Source organism: Streptomyces afghaniensis (genome assembly GCF_044327915.1).
In the GTDB taxonomy this organism is placed as follows: Bacteria; Actinomycetota; Actinomycetes; order Streptomycetales; family Streptomycetaceae; genus Streptomyces; species Streptomyces afghaniensis.
In genome coordinates this window covers 280,805-299,913 of sequence record NZ_JBIRGJ010000011.1, presented here as the reverse complement: position 1 = coordinate 299,913, position 19,109 = coordinate 280,805, and the positions used below count along the sequence as shown (strand labels likewise).

Below are 19,109 nucleotides of genomic sequence, written 5' to 3'. Positions count from 1 at the left end.
CCGGTGCTGCCACGGATCCCCCGGTCAGCCGAGTGAGACCTCGGGTGCGTAGAGGTCCATCCACATCGCCAGGTCGAGCGCCCGTTCCAGGCCCCGGCGTGCGGCCTGGCTGCTCACGGGCGTGTCGCGGTGCGCGGCCTGCCGGAGCCGTTCGGGGTCGACGAGGTCGAAGACCGGGTGGTCCGGGCGTGCCAAGAGGTCCTTCGCCTGGTTCCGGAGGGCCACCGCGTACTCCGGGTCCTGCGTGGACGGGTAGGGGCTCTTGACCCGGTCGTACACGGACCGCGGGATCAGATCCGCGGTGGCCTCCCTGAGCAGGCTCTTCTCCCGGCCGTCGAAGGACTTCAGCGCCCAGGGAGCGTTGTAGACGTACTCGACGAGCCGGTGGTCGCAGAACGGCACCCGGACTTCCAGGCCGACGGCCATGCTGGCGCGGTCCTTGCGGTCGAGCAGGATCCGTACGAACCGGGTCAGGTGCAGGTTGCTGATCCGCCGCATCCGGAACTCGAAGTCGCTCTCGCCGTCGAGGCGCCGCACACCGGCGACGGCGGAGCGGTAGCTGTCGGCGACGTACGACTCCAGATCCAGGGCCTTGACCAGCTCCGGGCGCAGGACGTCGGCGTCGTCGCCGAAGTGCCGGCCGAGGCTCACCAGCCAGGGGAAGGTGTCGGCCTGACGGGCCTCCTCGTCGAAGAACTGCTGGTAGCCGCCGAAGACCTCGTCGGCGGACTCGCCGGACAGGGCGACCGTGGACCGTTCACGGATGGCCCGGAAGAGCAGGTAGAGCGAGGCGTCCATGTCGCCGAGGCCGGCCGGCAGGTCGCGGGCCCTGATCACCTTCTCCCGTACGCCGGGGTCGGCGAGGGCCTCCGCGTCCAGCACGATGTCCTGGTGCTCGGTGCCGGCGTCCCGGGCCACGTCGTGCACGAAGGGGGTGTCGGGGGTGGCGCGCAGGTCGTCGGCGACGAAGTTGTCGGCCTGGCCGGCGAAGTCGACGGCGAAGCTGCGGACCCGCTCGCCGTGCGCAGCGAGCTGCCGGGCGGCCAGTGCCGTCATGGCGGAGGAGTCGAGGCCGCCGGAGAGCAGGGTGCAGCGGGGCACGTCGGCGACGAGCTGGCGGCGCACGATGTCGTCGAGGAGCGAGCGGACGGTGGCGATGGTGGTGTCGCGGTCGTCGGTGTGGGGCTGCGTGCGCAGCTCCCAGTAGACGCGGTGGCGCACGCCGGTGCGGTCGACGGTGACGACGGTGCCGGGCTCGACTTCGCGCATGCCCTCCCACATGGCGTGTCCGGGGGTCTTGACCATGGTGAACAGCTCGCGCAGGCCGTCGAGGCCCACGCGCCGGCGGGCCAGCGGGTTGGCGAGGATCGCCTTGGGCTCGGAGCCGAACAGGACGCCGTCGGGAGTGGGGTGGTAGTAGAGGGGCTTGATGCCCATGCGGTCGCGGATCAGCAGGAGCCGGTCGGTACGGCCGTCCCAGACGGCGAAGGCGTACATGCCGTTCAGGCGCTCGGCGACGGCGTCGCCCCATTCGAGGTAGCCGCGCAGGACGACCTCGGTGTCGGAGTCGGTGGTGAAGCGGTGGCCGCGGGCGGTGAGCTCGCCGCGCAGTTCGGTGAAGTTGTAGGCCTCGCCCGAGTAGACGAGGGCGACGGTGCCGTGCGGGGTGGCGGCGGTCATGGGCTGGCGGCCGCCGGGCAGGTCGATGATCGCGAGCCTGCGGTGTCCGAGGCCGGCGGGCCCCTCGGTCCAGACGCCGTGGTCGTCCGGGCCGCGGCAGGCCATCGTCTCGGTCATCGCGTCCAGGGTCGATGCCTCGGCACTCAGGTCGCGGTCGAAGGAGACCCAGCCGGTGATGCCGCACATACGTATACCTCCCGCAAATCAGTTGTATGGGCCATCTATATTTCGAGCGTGTTACACCCGCGATCACAGGTCAATCGCCGACGGCGCACGCGGCCCCGGCCACCCCTCAAATCCAGCCGCACTTTGCACGCGCAATATCCCCGGACCCGCCGCGCCACGGGGGATCCCCGTCGAAAATCGGCCGGCGGCAAAAACTTCCCCAACTCCCGGACGGCGACGCCTCGACAGCGGGGTACCGGTTGCCCCGAATGCCCTAATGGTGAATCCGCTCTATCGTGCTGTCATGGAGCACGTTCTGAGTCCCGCGACCCTTGCCGAGCTGCGGCGCCCGCGCCCCTACCCCGCGGTCTCCGTGCTGACGCCGACCCACCGGCGCGATCCCTACAACGCCCAGGACCAGGTCCGGCTGCGCAATCTGGTGGCCGAGGCCAAGCGGCAGCTGGAGGCCGATCCGGCGGTCAGCCGCGAACGACGGGCCGAGGTCGCCCACCACCTCGACCAGGCCCTGTCCGAGGTCGACCTGACACACGCCGAGGACGGCCTGGTGATCTTCGCCGCCTCAGGTGAGCACCAGGTGTGGTCACTCGCCCGGTCCGTGCCCGAACGCGTGGTGCTCTCGGACACCTTCCTCACCCGCAACCTCGTCTCCGCCCAGACGGCGGAGCGGCCGTTCTGGGTGCTGTCGCTCTCCGCCGACCGCGCGACCCTGTGGAACGGGGGCGTCGACCGCGTCGTCGAGCAGCGCGCCGACGGCTTCCCGCTGACCCGCCGCGTGGAGAACTTCGACCCGGAACGACAGGAGCGGGTCGGCGACCTGCCGAGCGCCTTCCGGGAGGAGCGCACCCGCCAGTTCCTGCGCGAGACCGACACCGCGATGAGCACCGTCTTGCGTGAGCACCCGCGACCGCTGTACATCACCGGCCCGCCGGCCGCCCTCGCCCTGCTGGACGAGGTCGGCAGCGCCACCAAGAAAGCGGTGCACGTCCCGCACGGCGGTCTCGCACACGGGACGCCCGAGTCCGTGTGGCAGGCCATCCGGCCGGTGATCGAGACGGAGGCCCGCAAGGACACGGACGCCGTGGCCCGCGCCCTCGAAACGGCCCGCGGACGAAGGGAGTTCGCCGCCGGTGTCGACGAGCTCTGGCAGAGCGCCCGGGACGGGCGCGTCCGGCTGCTGGCCGTCGAGGAGAACTACCGCGTGACGGTCAGCGACGCCGGGGACCATCTGATCCTCACCGAGAGCGCCGGCCTCGAGTCCCGCGAGGACATCGTGGACGAGATCGTCGAGCAGTGCTTGGAGACGGGAGCCGACGTCCGCTTCGTGCCGGACGGCACACTCGCCGAGGCGGACGGTATCGCCGGCGTCCTGCGGTACTGAAACCTTCGAACACGGAGTCGTCGAACAAGCGCGGCAATCTCGCGCCGCCCTTCCGACGGATCGTCAAACTCCCTGTGTAATCTACGACTTGACCCTCCGGAGGGCCTGCTCCGCACCTACCTCGGAGTAACTCCGTGAGACTGTGGCATATGCCAGAAGCACCACCGTATCGTGTGTTGCCGAATCCCTTACAGGGCGTCGCGGGCTGTGCAACAGTCGTAACGGTCCCTCCGTCCGCCTTGGTCGAACCGTCCCCGCATCGGAGTGCGTCATGCCGTCCCACCTCTCCGCGGACCGCCCAGCCGCCCAGCCGCCCGGACGCGGCTCGGTCGACGCGCTGATATCTCAGACGCGGCGGCTCAAGGGCGACGTGGACGCCGTGCGGCGCGACGCCGAGGAGGAAGCGGACCACCCTCGAGGACGCTGGCAGCGCGCCCTGTACGACCTGGCCCTGCACCAGCTCAACGACCTCGACGAACACCTGGCCCAGCTGCGGGACGGACCCCTGCCCACGGCGGCCCCGGAGCCCGCCGTGCCCGCACCCGGCTCACTGCTCAGCCGGGTCGGCAGCGCCGAGTGGAACCTGCTGACGGACGAGGCCAGTTGGTCCGGGGAGCTCTACCGGATCCTGGGCCGCGATCCCGCCGCTCCCCCGCTCACCCTCGACGAGCTGCCGTCCCTGGTGCTCGACGAGGACCGGCCGAAGCTGACGGCGATGGTCACGAACTGCCTCGTCGACGCCCGGCCCATCGACGGCGAGTTCCGCATCGCACGCCAGGGCGGCGACGTACGGACCGTGCACATGATGGGCGAACCGGTACTCGACACTGACGGCAGCACCGCCTCGATGTGGGCCGTGCTGCGGGACGTCAGCGAACTGCGCCGCAGCCAGCGGGTGGTGAGCGAGACCCGTGACTCGCTCCCCGACCGGCGGCAGGACGCGCGGACCGAGCACCGGCTCGCGGTCGAGTTGCAGGAGGCCGTGCTGCCGCCGTGGCTCGGCTCCCTGCGGCTCCCGCACCGGGGTCCCAGGACCCTCGACCTCGCGGCCCGGCGCCTGCCGGCGTCCACGCACACGCTGATCGGCGGCGACTGGTACGACGCGCTCGAGCTGACGGACGGCGAGACCCTGCTCAGCGTCGGCGACCTCACCGGACACGGTGTCGGTGTCACGTCGAACATGACGATGCTGCTCGGTGCCGTACGCGGCATGGCGATGGCCGGCGCCCCGCCCGGGCAGCTGATGGCCTGGCTGAACCAGTTACTCGACGCCACCGTGCAACCCGCCCTCGGCAGCGCCGTCTGCTGCCGCTACCGCCCCGGGACCCGCACCCTGGTGTGGGCGCAGGCCGGGCACCCCGCCCCGCTGCTGTTCCGCGACGGGACGGGGCGGGTCCTGGGCGCACCGGACGGCGTCCTGCTCGGCGCCACCTCGGGCGCCGTGTACGGGCAGGCCGAAGAGACCCTCGAGGCCGGCGATCTGCTGCTCCTGCACACCGACGGGCTGGTACCCGGGCACACGGGAACGGCGGCCGCGAACCTCCTCCTCGACCTGGCGCCGCGGCTGACCGCGACCGCCACCGCGCAGGACTGCCTGCGCACGGTGGTCCAGGAGTTCGGCGAGTGCGAGCGCGCGGACAACGCCTGCGTGCTCGTCGCCAAGATCACGTCATAGGAAACTCAGGCCTGTGCGTGGTTGCCGCTCCTGCCCTTCGTCTTCGGCAGGGCGAGCTTGATCTCCTCCCGCAGCTCCTGGATCTTCGGGTAGCCGGAGTACTGGGCGGTGAGCCGGTACATCTGGCGCAGCCGGTCCCATGTGCGGTGGGAGGAGTTGGAGCCCATCGACACCAGCGCCAGTCGCGCGTACCGGTCGGCCTGCTCGGGGTCGTCCGCGATGAAGCACGCCGAGGCCATCGACAGGTAGTCGAAGATCTTCGAGCGCTGCCGGCCGTCGACCCGCAGGGCGAGCGCCTTCTCCGCGTAGTGCTGGGCATGCGCGGCCGCGCCCGGCTCGAACTCGGCGAGCGTGCGGTAGGCCAGGGCCTGCATGCCGTAGAGGTCCTCCTCCTTGAAGGTCTGCATCCAGTCCGGCGGTGGCACGTCGGCCTTGTCGGAGACGAACAGGTCCTCGGCCTGCCCGAGCGTGCGGCGCATGGCCTGGCCCTTGCCCATGGAGGCCTGTGCCCAGGCCTCGATGGTGCAGAGCATCGCCCGGGTGCGGGGCAGCACCTCGTCGCCGGAGCCGGACGTGGCGAGCTTCATCAGGTCCAGGGCCTCGTCCGGCTTGCCCAGGTGCACCATCTGGCGGGCCGCACGGGAGAGCGCCTCACCCGCGCGGGGCCGGTCCCCGCCCTCTCTGGCCGCGTGCGCGGCGATGACGAAGTACTTCTGGGCCGTGGGCTCCAGGCCGACGTCGTGCGACATCCAGCCCGCGAGGACGGCCAGGTTGGCGGCGACGCCCCACAGGCGCCGCTGGAGATGGGGTGGGTGACGGTAGGCGAGCATCCCGCCCACCTCGTTGAGCTGGCCCACCACGGCCTTGCGCTGGAGCCCGCCGCCGCGGGCCGCGTCCCAGGCGCGGAACACCTCGACCGAGCGCTCCAGTTCCTCGATCTCCTGCGACCCGATGGGGGCGGCCTCGTAGCGGTCGAACCCAGCGGGGTCGGCGTGCAGGGGATGGTCGAGGTCGGGTGCGTCGGCAGCCAGGGCAGGGTCGGTGTGCAGCCAGTCGTACATGGCGCTGCTGAGTGCGGATCCCGCGGCGAGCGCGGCGCCCGCGCCCACCAAGCCGCGTCGGTTGAGCATGAGGTCCATTCCCGTGAATTCGGTGAGGACCGCGGCGGTCCGCTCGGGCGCCCACGGCACTCCGTCGGGAGACTCCGCACTCCCGCCGCCCTGCCGCTTCCCCGCACGCCCGTGCCGGACCAGACCGAGGTCCTCGATGGTCACGACACGGCCGAGACGCTCGGTGAACAGAGCCGCCAGCACCCGCGGCACCGGATCGCGCGGGATCTCTCCCATGTCGATCCACCGCCGCACCCGGGAGGTGTCGGTCGCCAGCTGGGGATGGCCCATGGCCGCCGCCTGCCGGTTGACCAGCCTCGCGAGTTCGCCCTTGGACCAGCCGGCCAGGCCGAACAGGTCCGCGAGCCGGGTGTTGGGTTGTCCGCTCACGTCAAGCCCCCAGGTTCTCGGCTGAGTTGACAGTAGCCCGGGGAGACTTGCCGGGCGACTATTCGCCAGGGTTCGCCAGGGTGCGCCAGATGGTGTGCCACTGGTCATCGGGTGTCAGGTAGGAACGCGCCACCCCGACCCGGTCGCCGCAGGGACATTCCCCAGGGTGCTCCCGGGAGTCCGGGCCGGGTGGTGCACTGTCGTCGCAGGCACACGAAGGGATCTGTCTCGCCCATGTACGCAGCATCGTCCTCCGTGTCCGCACCGCCCCGGTCGCTGCACCCCCGTCCCACGGACAGCGGCCCCTACCTCGCCCCCGCGCGGCCGGCGGCCCCCGTGCTCGGTGCGGGCAGGGCACGGCGCGGCGCGGTACTCGGCACCCAACCGCTCAGCGGGAGACTCGACTTGTCCGGCCCCCAGGGCGCGCAGCTGCGCACGGCGATCGCGTCGGTGCACCGCATCTGCCCGGAGTTCGCCCCGGTGCAGGTCCTGCGCCGCAACGGGCGGTCCGTGCTCCTGGTCGGCACGACCGGTCGCAGCTCGGCCGTCGCCAAGTGTTTACTGGACCACTCCCCCGCCTGGTCCGAGCGGATCCGCCACGAGATAGCGGCGTACCGCTCGTTCGTCCGGCACCGCCCTCCGGTGCGGGTGCCGAGACTGATCGCGGCGGACCCGGACAACTGCACACTGGTGATCGAGCGGATGCCGGGCCGGGTGGCCGCGCTCCAGCGGCACCCGGCCGAGGCACCGCCGCGGGCGGACATCAGGGCGGCACTCGGCGCGATCTGCCGGCTGAACGCGTGGCGGCCGCCGGCGGGCACGTTCGACGCCCCGCTGGACTACGCGGCCCGGATCTCGCGGTACCACGAGCTGGGCCTGCTCACCGACCGGGACCTGGGTGATCTCCAGAAGCTGCTGCACGGCATCGCGCAGGCGGCCGGGCGGCAGGGCATGGGCCAGTTCTGCCACGGCGACGCACTGTTGTCGAACATCCTCCTGTCACCGGCCGGTCCAGTGCTGGTGGACTGGGAGCACGCGGGCTGGTATCTGCCGGGGTACGACCTGGCGACGCTGTGGTCGGTGCTGGGGGACGCACCGGTGGCCCGTCGCCAGATCAGCCAGATCGCCCAGTCGGCGGGCCCGGCGTCCAGGGATGCCTTCCTGGTGAACCTGATGCTGGTGCTGACCCGGGAGATCCGCAGGTACGAGACGGCCGTGCAGCGTTCGATGCACGACGCGACCCCGGCGGCACCGGGTACGGCCCACCCTGGTGCTGCGCCGTCCGGCGAGGAGCAGCGGCTGCTGCTGCGGCGGCTGCACGACGACTGCCAGATGGCCCGGCGGGCCGTGCGCGCGGCGGTCGGCACTCGCTGACGGGGACGAAGGGGCCGCTGTGTGCCTGGCCAGGCGCACAGCGGCCTTTTCGTGTCTGCGGTGTGCCGCCCGTCGGCTCAGCCCTGCTGGAACAGCTCCGCGGGCAGCGGTTTGAGGAGGGCGTACAGGTCGTCCGTGATGGGGCGGTCCCAGGCGGCGATGGTCACCAGGACGTTGTCGCTGCGGTCGAACTGCACGCAGGAGATGCGGCCCTCGGAGAGCTTGACGCGGCGCACGATCAGGAGGTTGTCGCCCTGCATCACCGGCACGTCCTCGGTGCCGACGACGGTGATCTCCTCGTCGTTCTCCAGTGCCAGCAGCAGCTGTCCCACCTCGAAGGGGACCTGTCCCTCGGGGACGTCGCGGGCCGGGGAGCCCTCCGGCAGGTTGCCGATGATCATCGCGGGGCCGCGGCCGCCGAACAGGTCGTAACGCAGGAAGACGCCCTGGCAGGTGCCGTCGGGAGCGGGCAGCAGTCCCGCACCGAGGTTGCCGGGCCAGTCGCCCGGGTCCATGGCCAGTACGTCGAAGTCGGGCCCGGCGGGCGTGGCGCTGCGGCGGCGGAGGAACGACATGCCGCCATGGTACGTGGCCCGGCCTGCGAAGTGCCGCCCGGGCGACGACCCGATCGGGCCGGGAGTTTCCTCAGGCCGTCGTCCGGTGCCGTTGGTGGTGGCGGGCCACCCGGGCGCGGTTGCCGCAGGAGGGTTTGCACCACTCCTGGCGTGGGTGGTCCTTGAGGAAGTACCGCACGCAGCGGGGCGCGTGGCAGGCCCGCAGCCGGTCGCGGTCGGGGCTCGCGAGGAACGCGATCACGGCCTGCGCGAGGGCGGACGTCAGATCCTCGCCGCCGTGTACGGGCTGGTGACGGACCTCGGGTCCGGTCCCCTCGGGCCAGTCCAGGTGGGGCACGGTGGGGGTGCGGGCGGCAGCCTCGTTGAGGCGCCGTACGGCTTCGGGTACGGGCAGGAGACGGGCCGCGTCGGCGGGGCTCGGCTCGCCGGGGCGCACGGCGCGGGCGAAGAGGGCGCGGACGGCTGCCCGCAGGTCCAGGACGGCGGCGAACTGCGCGGCGTCGGCGGTGAAACGGCCGGTGTCCGGCAGGACCTCGGGGTGTGCCCGGACCCAGGCGGTCAGGCCCGCCGGTTCGGTGAGGTCGTCGGCGACACCGCCGTTGCCGTCGTGCCGGATGGTGAGGGCCAGGTCCAGGGCGAGCCGGGCGTCCCTGCTGATCGGTTCCCGCATGGGGCTAATGATAGGCCTGCCGGTATCCATTACCCCGGGGTCAGTCCTCCGGCGGTGCCGGCGGGACCACCGCGACGGGGCTCGCGGCGTGCAGCAGGACGGCGTGGGTGACCGAGCCCATCATGCGGGCGGGTGCCAGCAGGTGCCGCCGGTGACGGCCCACGACGACGAGGTCGGCGCCCGGGGATGCCGCCACGAGGTGTCCGGCCGCGTCGCCCGCCGCCGGAACGGTCTCGGCCGTGACGTCGGGGTGCCGTTCGCGGTAGGGGGCGAGGAATCCCTCGGCGAGGACCCGGGTCTCGTCCTCGATGACGTTCTGGTCGACGATCGGAGGGGGCAGTTCGCCGGGCATCATCCAGGGCTGCGCGGGCCACGGATAGGCGGCGACCGCCTGCAGCCGGGCGTCGCGCCGCGCTGCCTCGGCGAAGGCGAACTCGAGCGTGGCCTCGTCGGGGCCGTCCACCTTCAGACCGACCACCACGCGCGAGCCGGGACCGGTCCCCGCCTCGCCGCGGACGTCGCGTCCGGGCCTGGGCACCACCACGACGGGGCACTCGGCATCGCGGGCGGCAGCCATGCCGTTGGAGCCGAGCAGCAGACTGGCGAAGCCGCCGCGGCCCCGGGAGCCGAGAACCAGCAGCTGGGCGGACGAGCCCTGTTCGGGCAGGACGGCGCCGGGGGCGCCCTCCAGGGCGAGGTACTCCGTGTCCGGCCGGGCGGGGAGGCTCTCCACGTGGGCGCGGACCCGGTCGAGCACCGGGTCGTCCCGCGGGTCCGGGGGTCCGGCGGCGAGCACCTCGTGCTGCACCCAGTGGGCGTACTGGCGTACGTGCACCACACGCAGCGGTGCGGAACGCCGGCGGGCCGCGTCGAGGGCCCATTCCAGGGCGCGCAGGCTGTCGTCCGAACCGTCGACCGCCGCGATGACCGGCAGGGTGCTCATGGGTTCCTCGCCTTCCGGGATACGACCGTCCCTCCGGGGCCAGCCTGGCTCAGGCGCGGGCCCGGGGAGGATGTCTCAGGTCGCGTGTCCGGAAATGCGGGCGGAACACCCCCGGATCGGCCGTGGGGTCACGGCCGGTCCGGGACCGTTCCAGGGGTGCCGCGGTCGAGGTCGCGGCCTCGCCTCAGGTGAGGTCGAACTCCCCTTCCCGCGCTCCCGACACGAACGCGCCCCACTCGGCGGGCGTGAAGATCAGGGAGGGGCTCTCCGGGCGGGCACTGTTCCGCATGGCGATGAAGCCCTCGACGAAGGCGATCTGGACATCCCCCCGCCCCCGGCTGCTGGACTGCCACTGTGCGTTGGTGAGGTCCAGCTCCGGCTTGTCCCAGCCCGTGAGCGGGCGCTGCTGGGTGGTGGTCTCGGCCACGTCCGTGCTCCTCCCGATTCGTCGTCCGCGGCCAGCCTAGCGATCGTGTCCCATGGCCGACAGGGCACGTGAGGGGGACCTTTCAGGAGTCCGGGGGCCGGGCTCCCACGAGCCACATGGAGAAGAACTGCGAGCCGCCGCCGTAGGCGTGCCCGAGGACCCTGCGGGCGCCGTCCACCTGGTGTTCCCCGGCCTGTCCGCGCACCTGGAGCGCCGCCTCCGCGAAGCGGATCATGCCGGAGGCGCCGATGGGGTTGGTGGACAGCACGCCGCCCGACATGTTGACGGGCAGGTCCCCGTCCAGCTCGGTCACGCCCGCCTCGGTGAGCTTCCACCCTTCGCCCTCACCGGCGAAGCCCAGGTTCTCCAGCCACATCGGCTCGTACCAGGAGAACGGCACGTAGATCTCGGCGCCGTCGATCTCGCGGCGGGGGTCGGTGATCCCGGCCTGCCGGTAGACGTCGGCCGCGCAGTCCCGGCCGGCCTGCGGGGAGACGAAGTCCTTGCCGGCGAAGAGGGTCGGCTCGCTGCGCATCGCGCCCCCGAGCATCCAGGCGGGCGGCCGCGGGGCCCGGGCGGCTCCGGCGCGGTCGGTGAGGATCATGGCGCAGGCGCCGTCGGAGGAGGGGCAGGTCTCCGAGTAGCGGACCGGGTCCCACAGCATGGGCGAGGCCATGACCTTGTCGAGGGTGAGGTCGTGCTCGTGCAGGTGGGCGTAGGGGTTCTTGAGGGCGTTGCGGCGGTCCTTGTAGGCGACCAGGGCACCGATCGTCTCCGGGGCGCCGCTGCGCCGCATGTAGGCGCGGATGTGCGGGGCGAAGAACCCGCCGGCTCCGGCCAGCAGGGGCTGTTGGAAGGGGATGGGCAGGGACAGGCCCCACATGGCGTTCGACTCGGACTGCTTCTCGAAGGCGAGGGTGAGAACGGTGCCGTGGACGCGGGCCGCGACGAGGTTCGCGGCGACGAGGGCGGTGGATCCGCCGACCGAGCCGGCGGTGTGCACCCGGAGCATGGGTTTGCCGACGGCGCCGAGCGCGTCGGCGAGGTAGAGCTCCGGCATCATGACGCCCTCGAAGAAGTCGGGCGCCTTGCCGATCACGACGGCGTCGATGTCGGCCCAGGTCAGCTCGGCGTCGTCCAGGGCCCGGCGGGCCGCCTCCCGGACGAGTCCCGCGAGGGACACGTCCCGGCGGGCCGCGACGTGCTTGGTCTGGCCGACGCCGACGACGGCCACGGGCTCCTTGCTCATCGGGGCTCCCCTTCGAGTACGGCGACGAGGTTCTGCTGGAGGCAGGGGCCGGAGGTGGCGTGGGCGAGGGCGCGGTCGGACGCGCCGCGGTGGATGCGGGCGGCGGCCTCGCCGATGCGGATGAGACCGGCGGCCATGACCGGGTTGGCGGCGAGGGCGCCGCCGGAGGGGTTGACGACGACGCCGTCGCCGAGGCGGAGCGCCTTGCGCAGGACGATCTCCTGCGCGGTGAAGGGCGCGTGCAGCTCGGCGGTGTCGACGGGCCGTTCGAAGGCGCCGGCCCGTTCGGCGGCCAGACGGGTGGAGGGCGAGTCGGTCAGGTCGCGCACGCCGAGGCCGTGGGCCTCGATGCGGTGGTCGATGCCGCGGATCCAGGCGGGGTGTGCGCACAGGTCACGGGCCCGGTCGCCCGCCGCGAGGATGACGGCGGCGGCGCCGTCGCCGATGGGCGGGCAGTCGCCGGTGCGCAGGGGCCGCACGAGGTAGTCGCCCTGCGGCACGCTGTGGCGCAGTTGGGCGTGGGGGTTGGCCGCCGCGTTCTCCCGGTTGCGGGCGGCGACGGCCGCGAGCGCCGGTTCGTCGGTGTGGCCGGCGTCGATGAGGGCCTGTGCCTGGAGGGCGGCGAGCGCCACGGAGTCGGGCCACAGGGGTGCGACGTAGTACGGATCGAGCTGGCGGGTGAGGACGTCGCGGACCGAGCCGGGCGAGGACTTGCCGTACGCGTAGACCAGGGCGGTGTCGGCGTCACCGGTGAGGAGTTTGGTCCAGGCCTCGTACAGGGCCCAGGCGCCGTCCATCTCGACGTGCGACTCGGAGATGGGCGGCCAGGCGCCGACCCCGTCGAGGGCGAGGGTGAACGAGAAGGCGCGGCCGGCGAGGTAGTCGCTGGAGCCGGAGCAGGTGAAGTCGATGTCGGCGGTCTTCAGGCCGGTCCGGTCGAGGACCTCGTGCAGCACCGGCATGAGCATCTCCACCTCGGAGGACTCGTCGCTGGTGCGCCGGTGGACGGTCTGGGCGAAGGCGACGACGGCGATCTCGCGGCCCCCCGGTGCGCTCGTCACAGCAGCTCCTTGTAGGTGTCGTAGTCCGCGTCCGGTTCGCCCGTGGGCCGGTAGTGGTCGGGATAGCGGCCGCCCTCGGTCCACACGGGCTCGACGCGCAGCCCCATGCGGACCTCGTCGTACGGGATGCCGCCGATGCGCCCGTGCAGGGCGAGGTCCGCGCCGTCGAGGGCGATGTGGGCGTAGACGTAGGGCACCTCGATGTCCAGGTTCTTCGCCTTGATGTTGACGATGCAGAACGTGGTCACTGTGCCGCGCGGCCCCACCTCGACCTGTTCGGATGTGGCCACCCCACATGTGGGGCAGGCACCCCTCGGAGGGACGTACACCTTCCGGCAGGACGGGCAGCGCTCGCCCACGGTCCGTTGGTCGCCGAGTGCGTTGATGTAGGCGGTCTGGGCGCGCCCGGGCGAGTAGGTGTAGTCGAGGCGGGCGGCGGCGACGATCCCGGACACCGGATCCTCGAACTGCCCGGTAGCTCCGGCGAGTTGCGGCGGGTCGCCGTCGTACGGCTCGAAGCAGGCGATGTCCGTGACGGCTCCTGTGCGTTCCGCCGCCCAGCGGATGCGGACGCGCATGCCGGTGCGCACGGCGTCGGGGCCGGGGGCGTCGAGGGCGTGCAGCAGGGCGGTGTCGGCACCGTCGAGGCGGACCAGGGCCCAGGCGAAGGGGGTGGTGAGCGGCTGGCCGCGGCGCGGGGCGTGGTTCCAGGCCCAGGTGGTGACCGTGCCGGTGGGGGCGACCTCGACGAGGTCGCGGATCTCCTCGGCGGTGACGGGGTCGTACTCGACGGGAGGGACGAGGACGCGGCCGTCGCGGGTCTTCACCCCGAGGATCACACGTTCCCGCAGACCGGTCAGGAAGGCACCCTGGACGGGCCCGAGGGAGCGGGTGAAGGGAAACTCGACGACGAGCGGCGCCTTGAGAACTGCGGACATCGAGGGCCCGCCTCCTTCGAATCGGCGTGCACGGGCGCGCCCCCTGAGGGGCGCGGGGAACTGCGCGCTCAGCCACCGACGACCCGCAGCTCTGAACCGGCCAAAGCAGGCGCAGCGCCTACGCGCGCTTGTAGACGGGCGGTCGCTTCTCCGCGAAGGCGCGGGCGCCTTCCTTGGCATCGGCGGTGTCGAAGACCGGCCAGCCGCGGGTGAGTTCGGCCGCGAGACCGTCGGACTCGGTCATCTCGGCGGTCTCGTAGACGGAGGCCTTGACGGCCTCGACGGCCAGCGGGCCGCAGGAGTTGATCCGTTCGGCGATCTCCAGTGCCTTCGCGAGCGCCGTGCCGTCGGGGACGACATGGCCGACCAGGCCGATGGCGGCGGCCTCGCGGGCGCTGTAGGGGCGGCCGGTGAGGAGCATCTCCAGGGCGTGGGTGCGCGGGATCTGGCGTGGCAGCCGAACCGTGGATCCGCCGATGGGGAACAGGCCGCGCCGCACCTCGAACAGGCCGAAGGTCGCGGACTCGCCGGCGACGCGGATGTCGGTGCCCTGGAGCATCTCGGTGCCGCCAGCGACGCAGTAGCCCTCGACGGCCGCGATCACCGGCTTGCGCGGGCGGTGGTGGCGCAGCATCGCCTTCCAGTGCAGGTCGGGGTCGGCCTTGAGCCGGTCGCGGTACTCCTCGCCCGTCATGCCGTTGCCGGCGAGGGCCTTGAGGTCCATGCCCGAGCAGAACGTGCCGCCCGCGCCGGTGAACACGATCGAGCGGACCGAGTCGTCCGCGTCGGCCTCCAGCCAGCCGTCGTGGAGGCCGACGAGCATCGGCAGCGAGAGCGCGTTCCTGGCTTCGGGCCTGTTGAGCGTGAGCACCAGTGTGGCGCCTTCGCGCTGCACGGTGAGGTGTTCCGTCCCACCCATGGCCAACTCCCCTCTCGTGGAACGAGAACAGGTTGCAGTAGTGAGGGAGGCACTTCAAGGGTTTTCTGACAGACAGTCAGATTTCTTCGCGCGAGCCCTTCACAGTTGGACCGCCCTTTGCTCTGATGACCGGCGAACCGTCCGATGCCAGGCACGTCCCGGGGTCAGGAGGAGCGGTGGAGTACAACCTTGCCGACCTGTTCGAGTCGGTCGTCGACGTGGTTCCCGACCGTGAGGCGCTGGTGTACGTCGACCATCCGGGCACGGGCGCGGAGCGCCGCCTGACGTACGCGGAGCTGGACGCTGCGGCCAACCGGGTCGGCCACCATCTGCTCGACAGCGGGATACGGCCCGGCGAGCACCTCGGGCTCCACCTCTACAACGGCGTGGAGTACCTCCAGACGGTGCTGGGCTGCCTGAAGGCGCGGATCGTCCCGGTCAACGTCAACTATCGGTACGTCGAAGAGGAGTTGGTGTACCTCTACCGGGACGCGGATCTGGCGGCGCTGGTCTTCGACGCGGAGTTCACTGACCGGGTGGCGGCCGCGCGACCCCGGGCGGAGAAGCTGCGGCATCTGATCCGGGTGGGTGCACCGGCGCCGGGAAGCGCCGAGGTGCCCTGTGTGGAGTTCCCCCATGTGGACGCCGCGGGGTCGCCCGAGCGCGGCTTCCCGGCCCGCTCGGCCGATGACCAGTTCATCATCTACACCGGCGGTACGACCGGCATGCCCAAGGGCGTGATGTGGCGGCAGGAGGATCTGTTCTTCGCGGGGCTCGGCGGGGGCGCGCCGACCGGTGAACCGGTGAAGAAGCCGGAGGAGCTCGCCGAGCGGGTCGCGGCCGGCGGAGCGGGGATCACCTTCTTCCCCACGGCGCCGCTGATGCACGGCACCTCCACCCTCACGGCGTTCATCGGCTTCAACTTCGGGCAACGGGTGGTGATCCACCGCAAGTTCGTGCCCGAGGAGGTGCTGCGGACCGTGGAGAAGGAGAAGGTCAGCAGCATCTCGCTGGTGGGGGACGCGATGCTGCGGCCGCTCATCGACGCGCTGAGGGGTCCGCTGAGGGACATCGACCGCTCATCGCTGTTCAGTGTGTCGTCGTCCGGCGCGATCATGTCGGACACGGTGCGTCGGCAGTTCCGGGAATTGGTGCCGAACGCCATGCTGCTGAACAACTTCGGCTCGTCGGAGTCCGGTTTCAACGGGACCGCGACCGAGGACTCGGGGCCCGAGCGGGGCTTCCGGGTGCGAGTCCACGCGCGCACGCAGGTGGTGGACCCGGCCACGTACGAACCCGTGTCGCCCGGTGAGGTGGGCAGGGTCGCCCAGTGCGGACACGTACCGCTCGGCTACTACAACGACCCGGCCAAGACCGCCGCCACCTTCTTCGAGAAGGACGGCCGGCGCTGGGTCCTGCTCGGCGACATGGCCACCGTCGACGAGGAGGGTGTGGTCACCGTCCTCGGCCGCGGCTCGCAGTGCATCAACACCGGCGGCGAGAAGGTGTACCCGGAGGAGGTCGAGCAGGCCCTCAAGTCCCACCCGGACGTCTACGACGCGCTGGTGGCCGGGGTGCCCGACCCTCAGTGGGGCCACCATGTGGCGGCGGTGGTGCAGTTACGGAAGGGCGCGGCCCGGCCGTCCCTGGAGGACATCCAGAGCCACTGCCGGGACCGGCTGGCCGGATACAAGATCCCGCGGCAACTGGTGATAACGCAGGCCATCCAGCGGTCGCCGAGCGGCAAGGCGGACTACCGGTGGGCGCGGGAGGTGGCGGTCGCCGCGGACCACTGACGCCATGCCGACCGTGGGCCCCTGCCCCCGGTCGGGGGCACGTCCCCATCCGGGGCGTGCCGCCCGCACCGCCGGAACGTTCTGACCGGCCTGGCTTGCGGCGTACTCTTTTGCGCGCGGTTGACCTTCGTCGTTGAACAGGCGGTGACGGTCGGCCGTACGGAGCATGACGGACCCGGGCCTCACGAACCTGGTCCGCCGCGCCAGCAGCAAGGCCATGTACGGAAGGAACCTCCGCGTGTCGCACCACACGCCGTCTCGTCACCTGCCCGACACCGACGGGGAAGTCGACACCGCCGCGGCCGACCCGGCGGACGACGGCACCGAGCCCGCGGCCGTCACGGAAGAGGCCGCGTCGGCCGAGACGGAGCCCCGGGAACACGGCCGATGGCGCGTATGGCGCGGATGGCGGGAAAGGAATCCACGCGCGTCACACGTGCTGAGCGTCGGCACGACCGTCCTGGCCGGCGCGCTCGTGGTCGTCGCGCTGCTGCTGCCGAACCGGATCGAGCGGATCGAGTTCGGCTCGTTCGTCCGTATCCCCGCCGAGGGGGTGCTGCTCGCGGGTCTGCTGCTCGCGCTGCCGCCGCGGCCCCGGCGGATCATGGCGGTCGTCTCGGGCGTGTTCCTCGGGCTGGTCACGGTCCTGAAGTTCGTCGACATGGGCTTCTACCAGGTGCTGGCCCGGCCCTTCGATCTGGTCCTGGACTGGATCCTGATCGAGAACGCCACGGACTTCCTGAGGGAGACGTTCGGCCGTACCGGACAGGTCCTGGCGGTGACCGGCGTGATCGTGCTGTTCGTCGCGGTGCTGGTCCTCACGACCCTCGCCGTGGTGCGGCTGACGAACCTGATGGTCCGGCACCGTCCCGTCGCCGCCCGGACGACGCTGATCCTCGGCACGGCGTGGATCACCTGCATGACCCTGGGCGTGCAGATCGGCACCGTGCCGATCGCCACCAAGGGCAACGCGGAGTTCCTCGGCAACCGCGTGGAGCAGGTGCGGGCCGGTCTGCAGGACGCTCGGGTCTTCCGGAAGCAGGCCGCCGTGGACGCCTTCGCGAAGACGCCGCCGGACCAGTTGCTCACGGGCCTGCGCGGCAAGGACGTCCTGTTCACCTTCATCGAGAGCTACGGCCGCGTCGCGATCGACGACCCGGCGATGGCGAAGCAGACCGACGCCGTGCTGAAGGAGGGCACCGCTTCGCTCAAGGCGGCCGGGTTCGAGTCGCGCAGCGGCTGGTTGCAGTCGCCGGTGACGGGCGCGGGCAGCTGGTTGGCCCACTCGACCTTCCTGTCCGGTCTGTGGATCAAGAACCAGCAGCGGTACCGCAGCCTGACCACCAGCGACCGCATGACACTGACCAAGTACTTCGGGAAGACGGGCGCCTGGCGGACCGTCGGCATCGTGCCGGGTGTGCGCAGGGCCTGGCCGGAGGGGAAGTACTTCGGCCTGGACCACATCTACGACTCCGAGCACCTCGGCTACCACGGCCCGTACTTCAGCTGGACGCCCGTGCCCGACCAGTTCAGCATGGAGGCCTTCGAGCGTCTGGAGCACGGCAAGAAGGACCGCGAACCGATCATGGCGGAGATCATCCTGGCCTCCAGCCACAACCCCTGGTCCCCCATCGCCCGCATGATCGACTGGGAGGACCTCGGCGACGGTTCGGTGTTCCACCGGATCAAGAAGGAGGGCACCAACCCCACGGAGGTCTGGAAGGACCCGGAGAAGGTGCGCACCGAGTACCGGAAGGCCATCGAGTACTCGATCAGGAGCCTGACCGAGTGGGTCGAGCGCTACGGCGACGACGACACGGTGCTCGTCTTCCTCGGCGACCACCAGCCGGTGCCGACGGTGACCGCCGGGGACACCGGCAAGGACGTGCCGGTCACCATCGTCGCCCACGACAAGAAGGTCCTGGACCGGGTCGCCGACTGGGGCTGGAGCGACGGCCTCAAGCCGGCCCCGGACGCGCCCCGGTGGGGCATGGACAAGTTCCGCGACCGTTTCATGACGGCGTACGGTCCGCAGGGCTGAGGAACTCCGCCACCGCCGCGAGGAACTCCTCGGGCCGTGCCTCGTGCACGAGATGCCCGGCGTCGATGGTGACGCGCCGGGCATCGGGAAGCAGCCCGGCGAGGGCGTCGAGCTGCTCCTGAGGGATCAGGCTGGCCGGCCCGCCACCGATCAGCAGCGTGGGCATGGTGATTCGCACCATGTGGTCCCACCACACGGGATCCGGGGCGTTGCGCTGTGCGTCGGTGGCGAGGATCATCGCCCAGTCGTACGGCAGCTCCCCGCCCGGATGTTCGGCGGGTGGGCGCGGCGGGTCCAGCGGGATGGGCGCGGGTACGTCCTCCAGCACGAGCCGCCGTACGAGCCGCGGGCTGTGCTGGGCGAGCAGGCAGGCGACGGCGCCGCCGAGCGAGTGGCCCACGAGGTCGGCGCGGGCGATGCCGAGCGCGCCGAGAAAGGCGAGCACGTCGTCGCGCATGGCCTCGTAGGCGTATCCGCCGGGCCAGTCGCTGCGGCCGTGCCCGCGCAGGTCGGGGGCGTACACCCGGCGGGGTCCGGCGGCCAGCGCCGGGGCGATCTCCGCCCAGTCGGCACCGTCGGCCCCGCGGGCGTGCAGGAGGACGACGGGCGGCGCGTCCGCCGGCCCCCAGACGCGGTAGGCCTGGGTGATGCCGTTCGCCCGTACGGTGCGCGGTTCGGTGTCCATGCCGGGCACGGTA

General features: G+C 71.8%; 16 protein-coding genes. 5 read left to right on the top strand and 11 right to left on the bottom strand.

Annotated features, from left to right (window positions below; translation table 11 throughout):
* Positions 1-24: 24 nt before the first annotated feature.
* Complete coding sequence (gene asnB, locus ACH4G3_RS37830; protein WP_397628721.1) at positions 25-1,866, bottom strand: asparagine synthase (glutamine-hydrolyzing); 1,842 nt, start codon at positions 1,864-1,866, stop codon at positions 25-27.
* Between the two features lie 283 nt (positions 1,867-2,149).
* Here asnB and ACH4G3_RS37825 point away from each other — a divergent pair, with 283 nt between their 5' ends.
* Complete coding sequence (locus tag ACH4G3_RS37825) at positions 2,150-3,244, top strand: baeRF3 domain-containing protein (protein ID WP_397628720.1); 1,095 nt, start codon at positions 2,150-2,152, stop codon at positions 3,242-3,244.
* A 271-nt stretch (positions 3,245-3,515) separates the two neighbouring features.
* Complete coding sequence (locus ACH4G3_RS37820) at positions 3,516-4,919, top strand: PP2C family protein-serine/threonine phosphatase (RefSeq protein WP_397628718.1); 1,404 nt, start codon at positions 3,516-3,518, stop codon at positions 4,917-4,919.
* 5 nt (positions 4,920-4,924) lie between these two features.
* On the opposite strand, the gene ACH4G3_RS37815 is transcribed toward ACH4G3_RS37820, so the two are convergent.
* A complete protein-coding gene (locus tag ACH4G3_RS37815; protein ID WP_397615180.1) occupies positions 4,925-6,418 on the bottom strand; it encodes a DNA-binding protein NsdB in 1,494 nt (497 codons plus the stop codon).
* 234 nt (positions 6,419-6,652) lie between these two features.
* On the opposite strand from ACH4G3_RS37815, the gene ACH4G3_RS37810 reads away from it, so the two are divergent.
* Entirely contained in the window at positions 6,653-7,792 is a 1,140-nt protein-coding gene (locus tag ACH4G3_RS37810; protein WP_037666293.1) for an aminoglycoside phosphotransferase family protein, read from the top strand.
* Positions 7,793-7,869: 77 nt separating this feature from the next.
* On the opposite strand, the gene ACH4G3_RS37805 is transcribed toward ACH4G3_RS37810, so the two are convergent.
* From ACH4G3_RS37805 to ACH4G3_RS37770, 8 genes are all read right to left on the bottom strand, one after another.
* Positions 7,870-8,367, bottom strand: coding sequence for a glycosyltransferase family protein (locus tag ACH4G3_RS37805; protein ID WP_397628717.1), 498 nt, complete (start codon positions 8,365-8,367; stop codon positions 7,870-7,872).
* 70 nt (positions 8,368-8,437) lie between these two features.
* Positions 8,438-9,037 carry a CGNR zinc finger domain-containing protein gene (locus tag ACH4G3_RS37800; RefSeq protein WP_397628716.1) on the bottom strand — a complete coding sequence of 200 codons (600 nt, stop codon included), beginning with the start codon at positions 9,035-9,037 and terminating at the stop codon, positions 8,438-8,440.
* 40 nt (positions 9,038-9,077) lie between these two features.
* The gene (locus ACH4G3_RS37795) at positions 9,078-9,980 is read right to left on the bottom strand and encodes a universal stress protein (protein WP_397628715.1); all 903 of its coding nucleotides are present in this window, start codon (positions 9,978-9,980) and stop codon (positions 9,078-9,080) included.
* A gap of 184 nt (positions 9,981-10,164) precedes the next feature.
* On the bottom strand, positions 10,165-10,407 hold the full coding sequence (locus ACH4G3_RS37790; RefSeq protein WP_010033039.1) for a DUF397 domain-containing protein: 243 nt from the start codon (positions 10,405-10,407) through the stop codon (positions 10,165-10,167).
* A gap of 82 nt (positions 10,408-10,489) precedes the next feature.
* Positions 10,490-11,656 (bottom strand): thiolase domain-containing protein, encoded by a 1,167-nt coding sequence (locus tag ACH4G3_RS37785; protein WP_397628714.1) that lies wholly within the window; start codon positions 11,654-11,656, stop codon positions 10,490-10,492.
* Positions 11,653-12,717 carry a thiolase domain-containing protein gene (locus ACH4G3_RS37780; RefSeq protein ID WP_397628713.1) on the bottom strand — a complete coding sequence of 355 codons (1,065 nt, stop codon included), beginning with the start codon at positions 12,715-12,717 and terminating at the stop codon, positions 11,653-11,655. The genes ACH4G3_RS37785 and ACH4G3_RS37780 overlap by 4 nt, the downstream gene beginning before the upstream one ends.
* Entirely contained in the window at positions 12,714-13,655 is a 942-nt protein-coding gene (locus ACH4G3_RS37775; RefSeq protein ID WP_397628712.1) for a Zn-ribbon domain-containing OB-fold protein, read from the bottom strand. Before ACH4G3_RS37775 ends, ACH4G3_RS37780 begins: the two co-directional genes overlap by 4 nt.
* 118 nt (positions 13,656-13,773) lie before the next feature.
* Complete coding sequence (locus ACH4G3_RS37770) at positions 13,774-14,574, bottom strand: crotonase/enoyl-CoA hydratase family protein (RefSeq protein WP_397628711.1); 801 nt, start codon at positions 14,572-14,574, stop codon at positions 13,774-13,776.
* A gap of 176 nt (positions 14,575-14,750) precedes the next feature.
* Here ACH4G3_RS37770 and ACH4G3_RS37765 point away from each other — a divergent pair, with 176 nt between their 5' ends.
* On the top strand, positions 14,751-16,370 hold the full coding sequence (locus ACH4G3_RS37765) for an acyl-CoA synthetase (RefSeq protein WP_397628710.1): 1,620 nt from the start codon (positions 14,751-14,753) through the stop codon (positions 16,368-16,370).
* 238 nt (positions 16,371-16,608) lie between these two features.
* Positions 16,609-18,411, top strand: a complete 1,803-nt coding sequence (locus ACH4G3_RS37760) for an LTA synthase family protein (protein ID WP_397628709.1) — start codon at positions 16,609-16,611, stop codon at positions 18,409-18,411.
* On the opposite strand, the gene ACH4G3_RS37755 is transcribed toward ACH4G3_RS37760, so the two are convergent.
* Positions 18,383-19,096, bottom strand: coding sequence for an alpha/beta fold hydrolase (locus tag ACH4G3_RS37755; protein ID WP_397628708.1), 714 nt, complete (start codon positions 19,094-19,096; stop codon positions 18,383-18,385). The two genes, ACH4G3_RS37760 and ACH4G3_RS37755, sit on opposite strands and share 29 nt — an antisense overlap.
* Between the last annotated feature and the right edge of the window lie 13 nt (positions 19,097-19,109).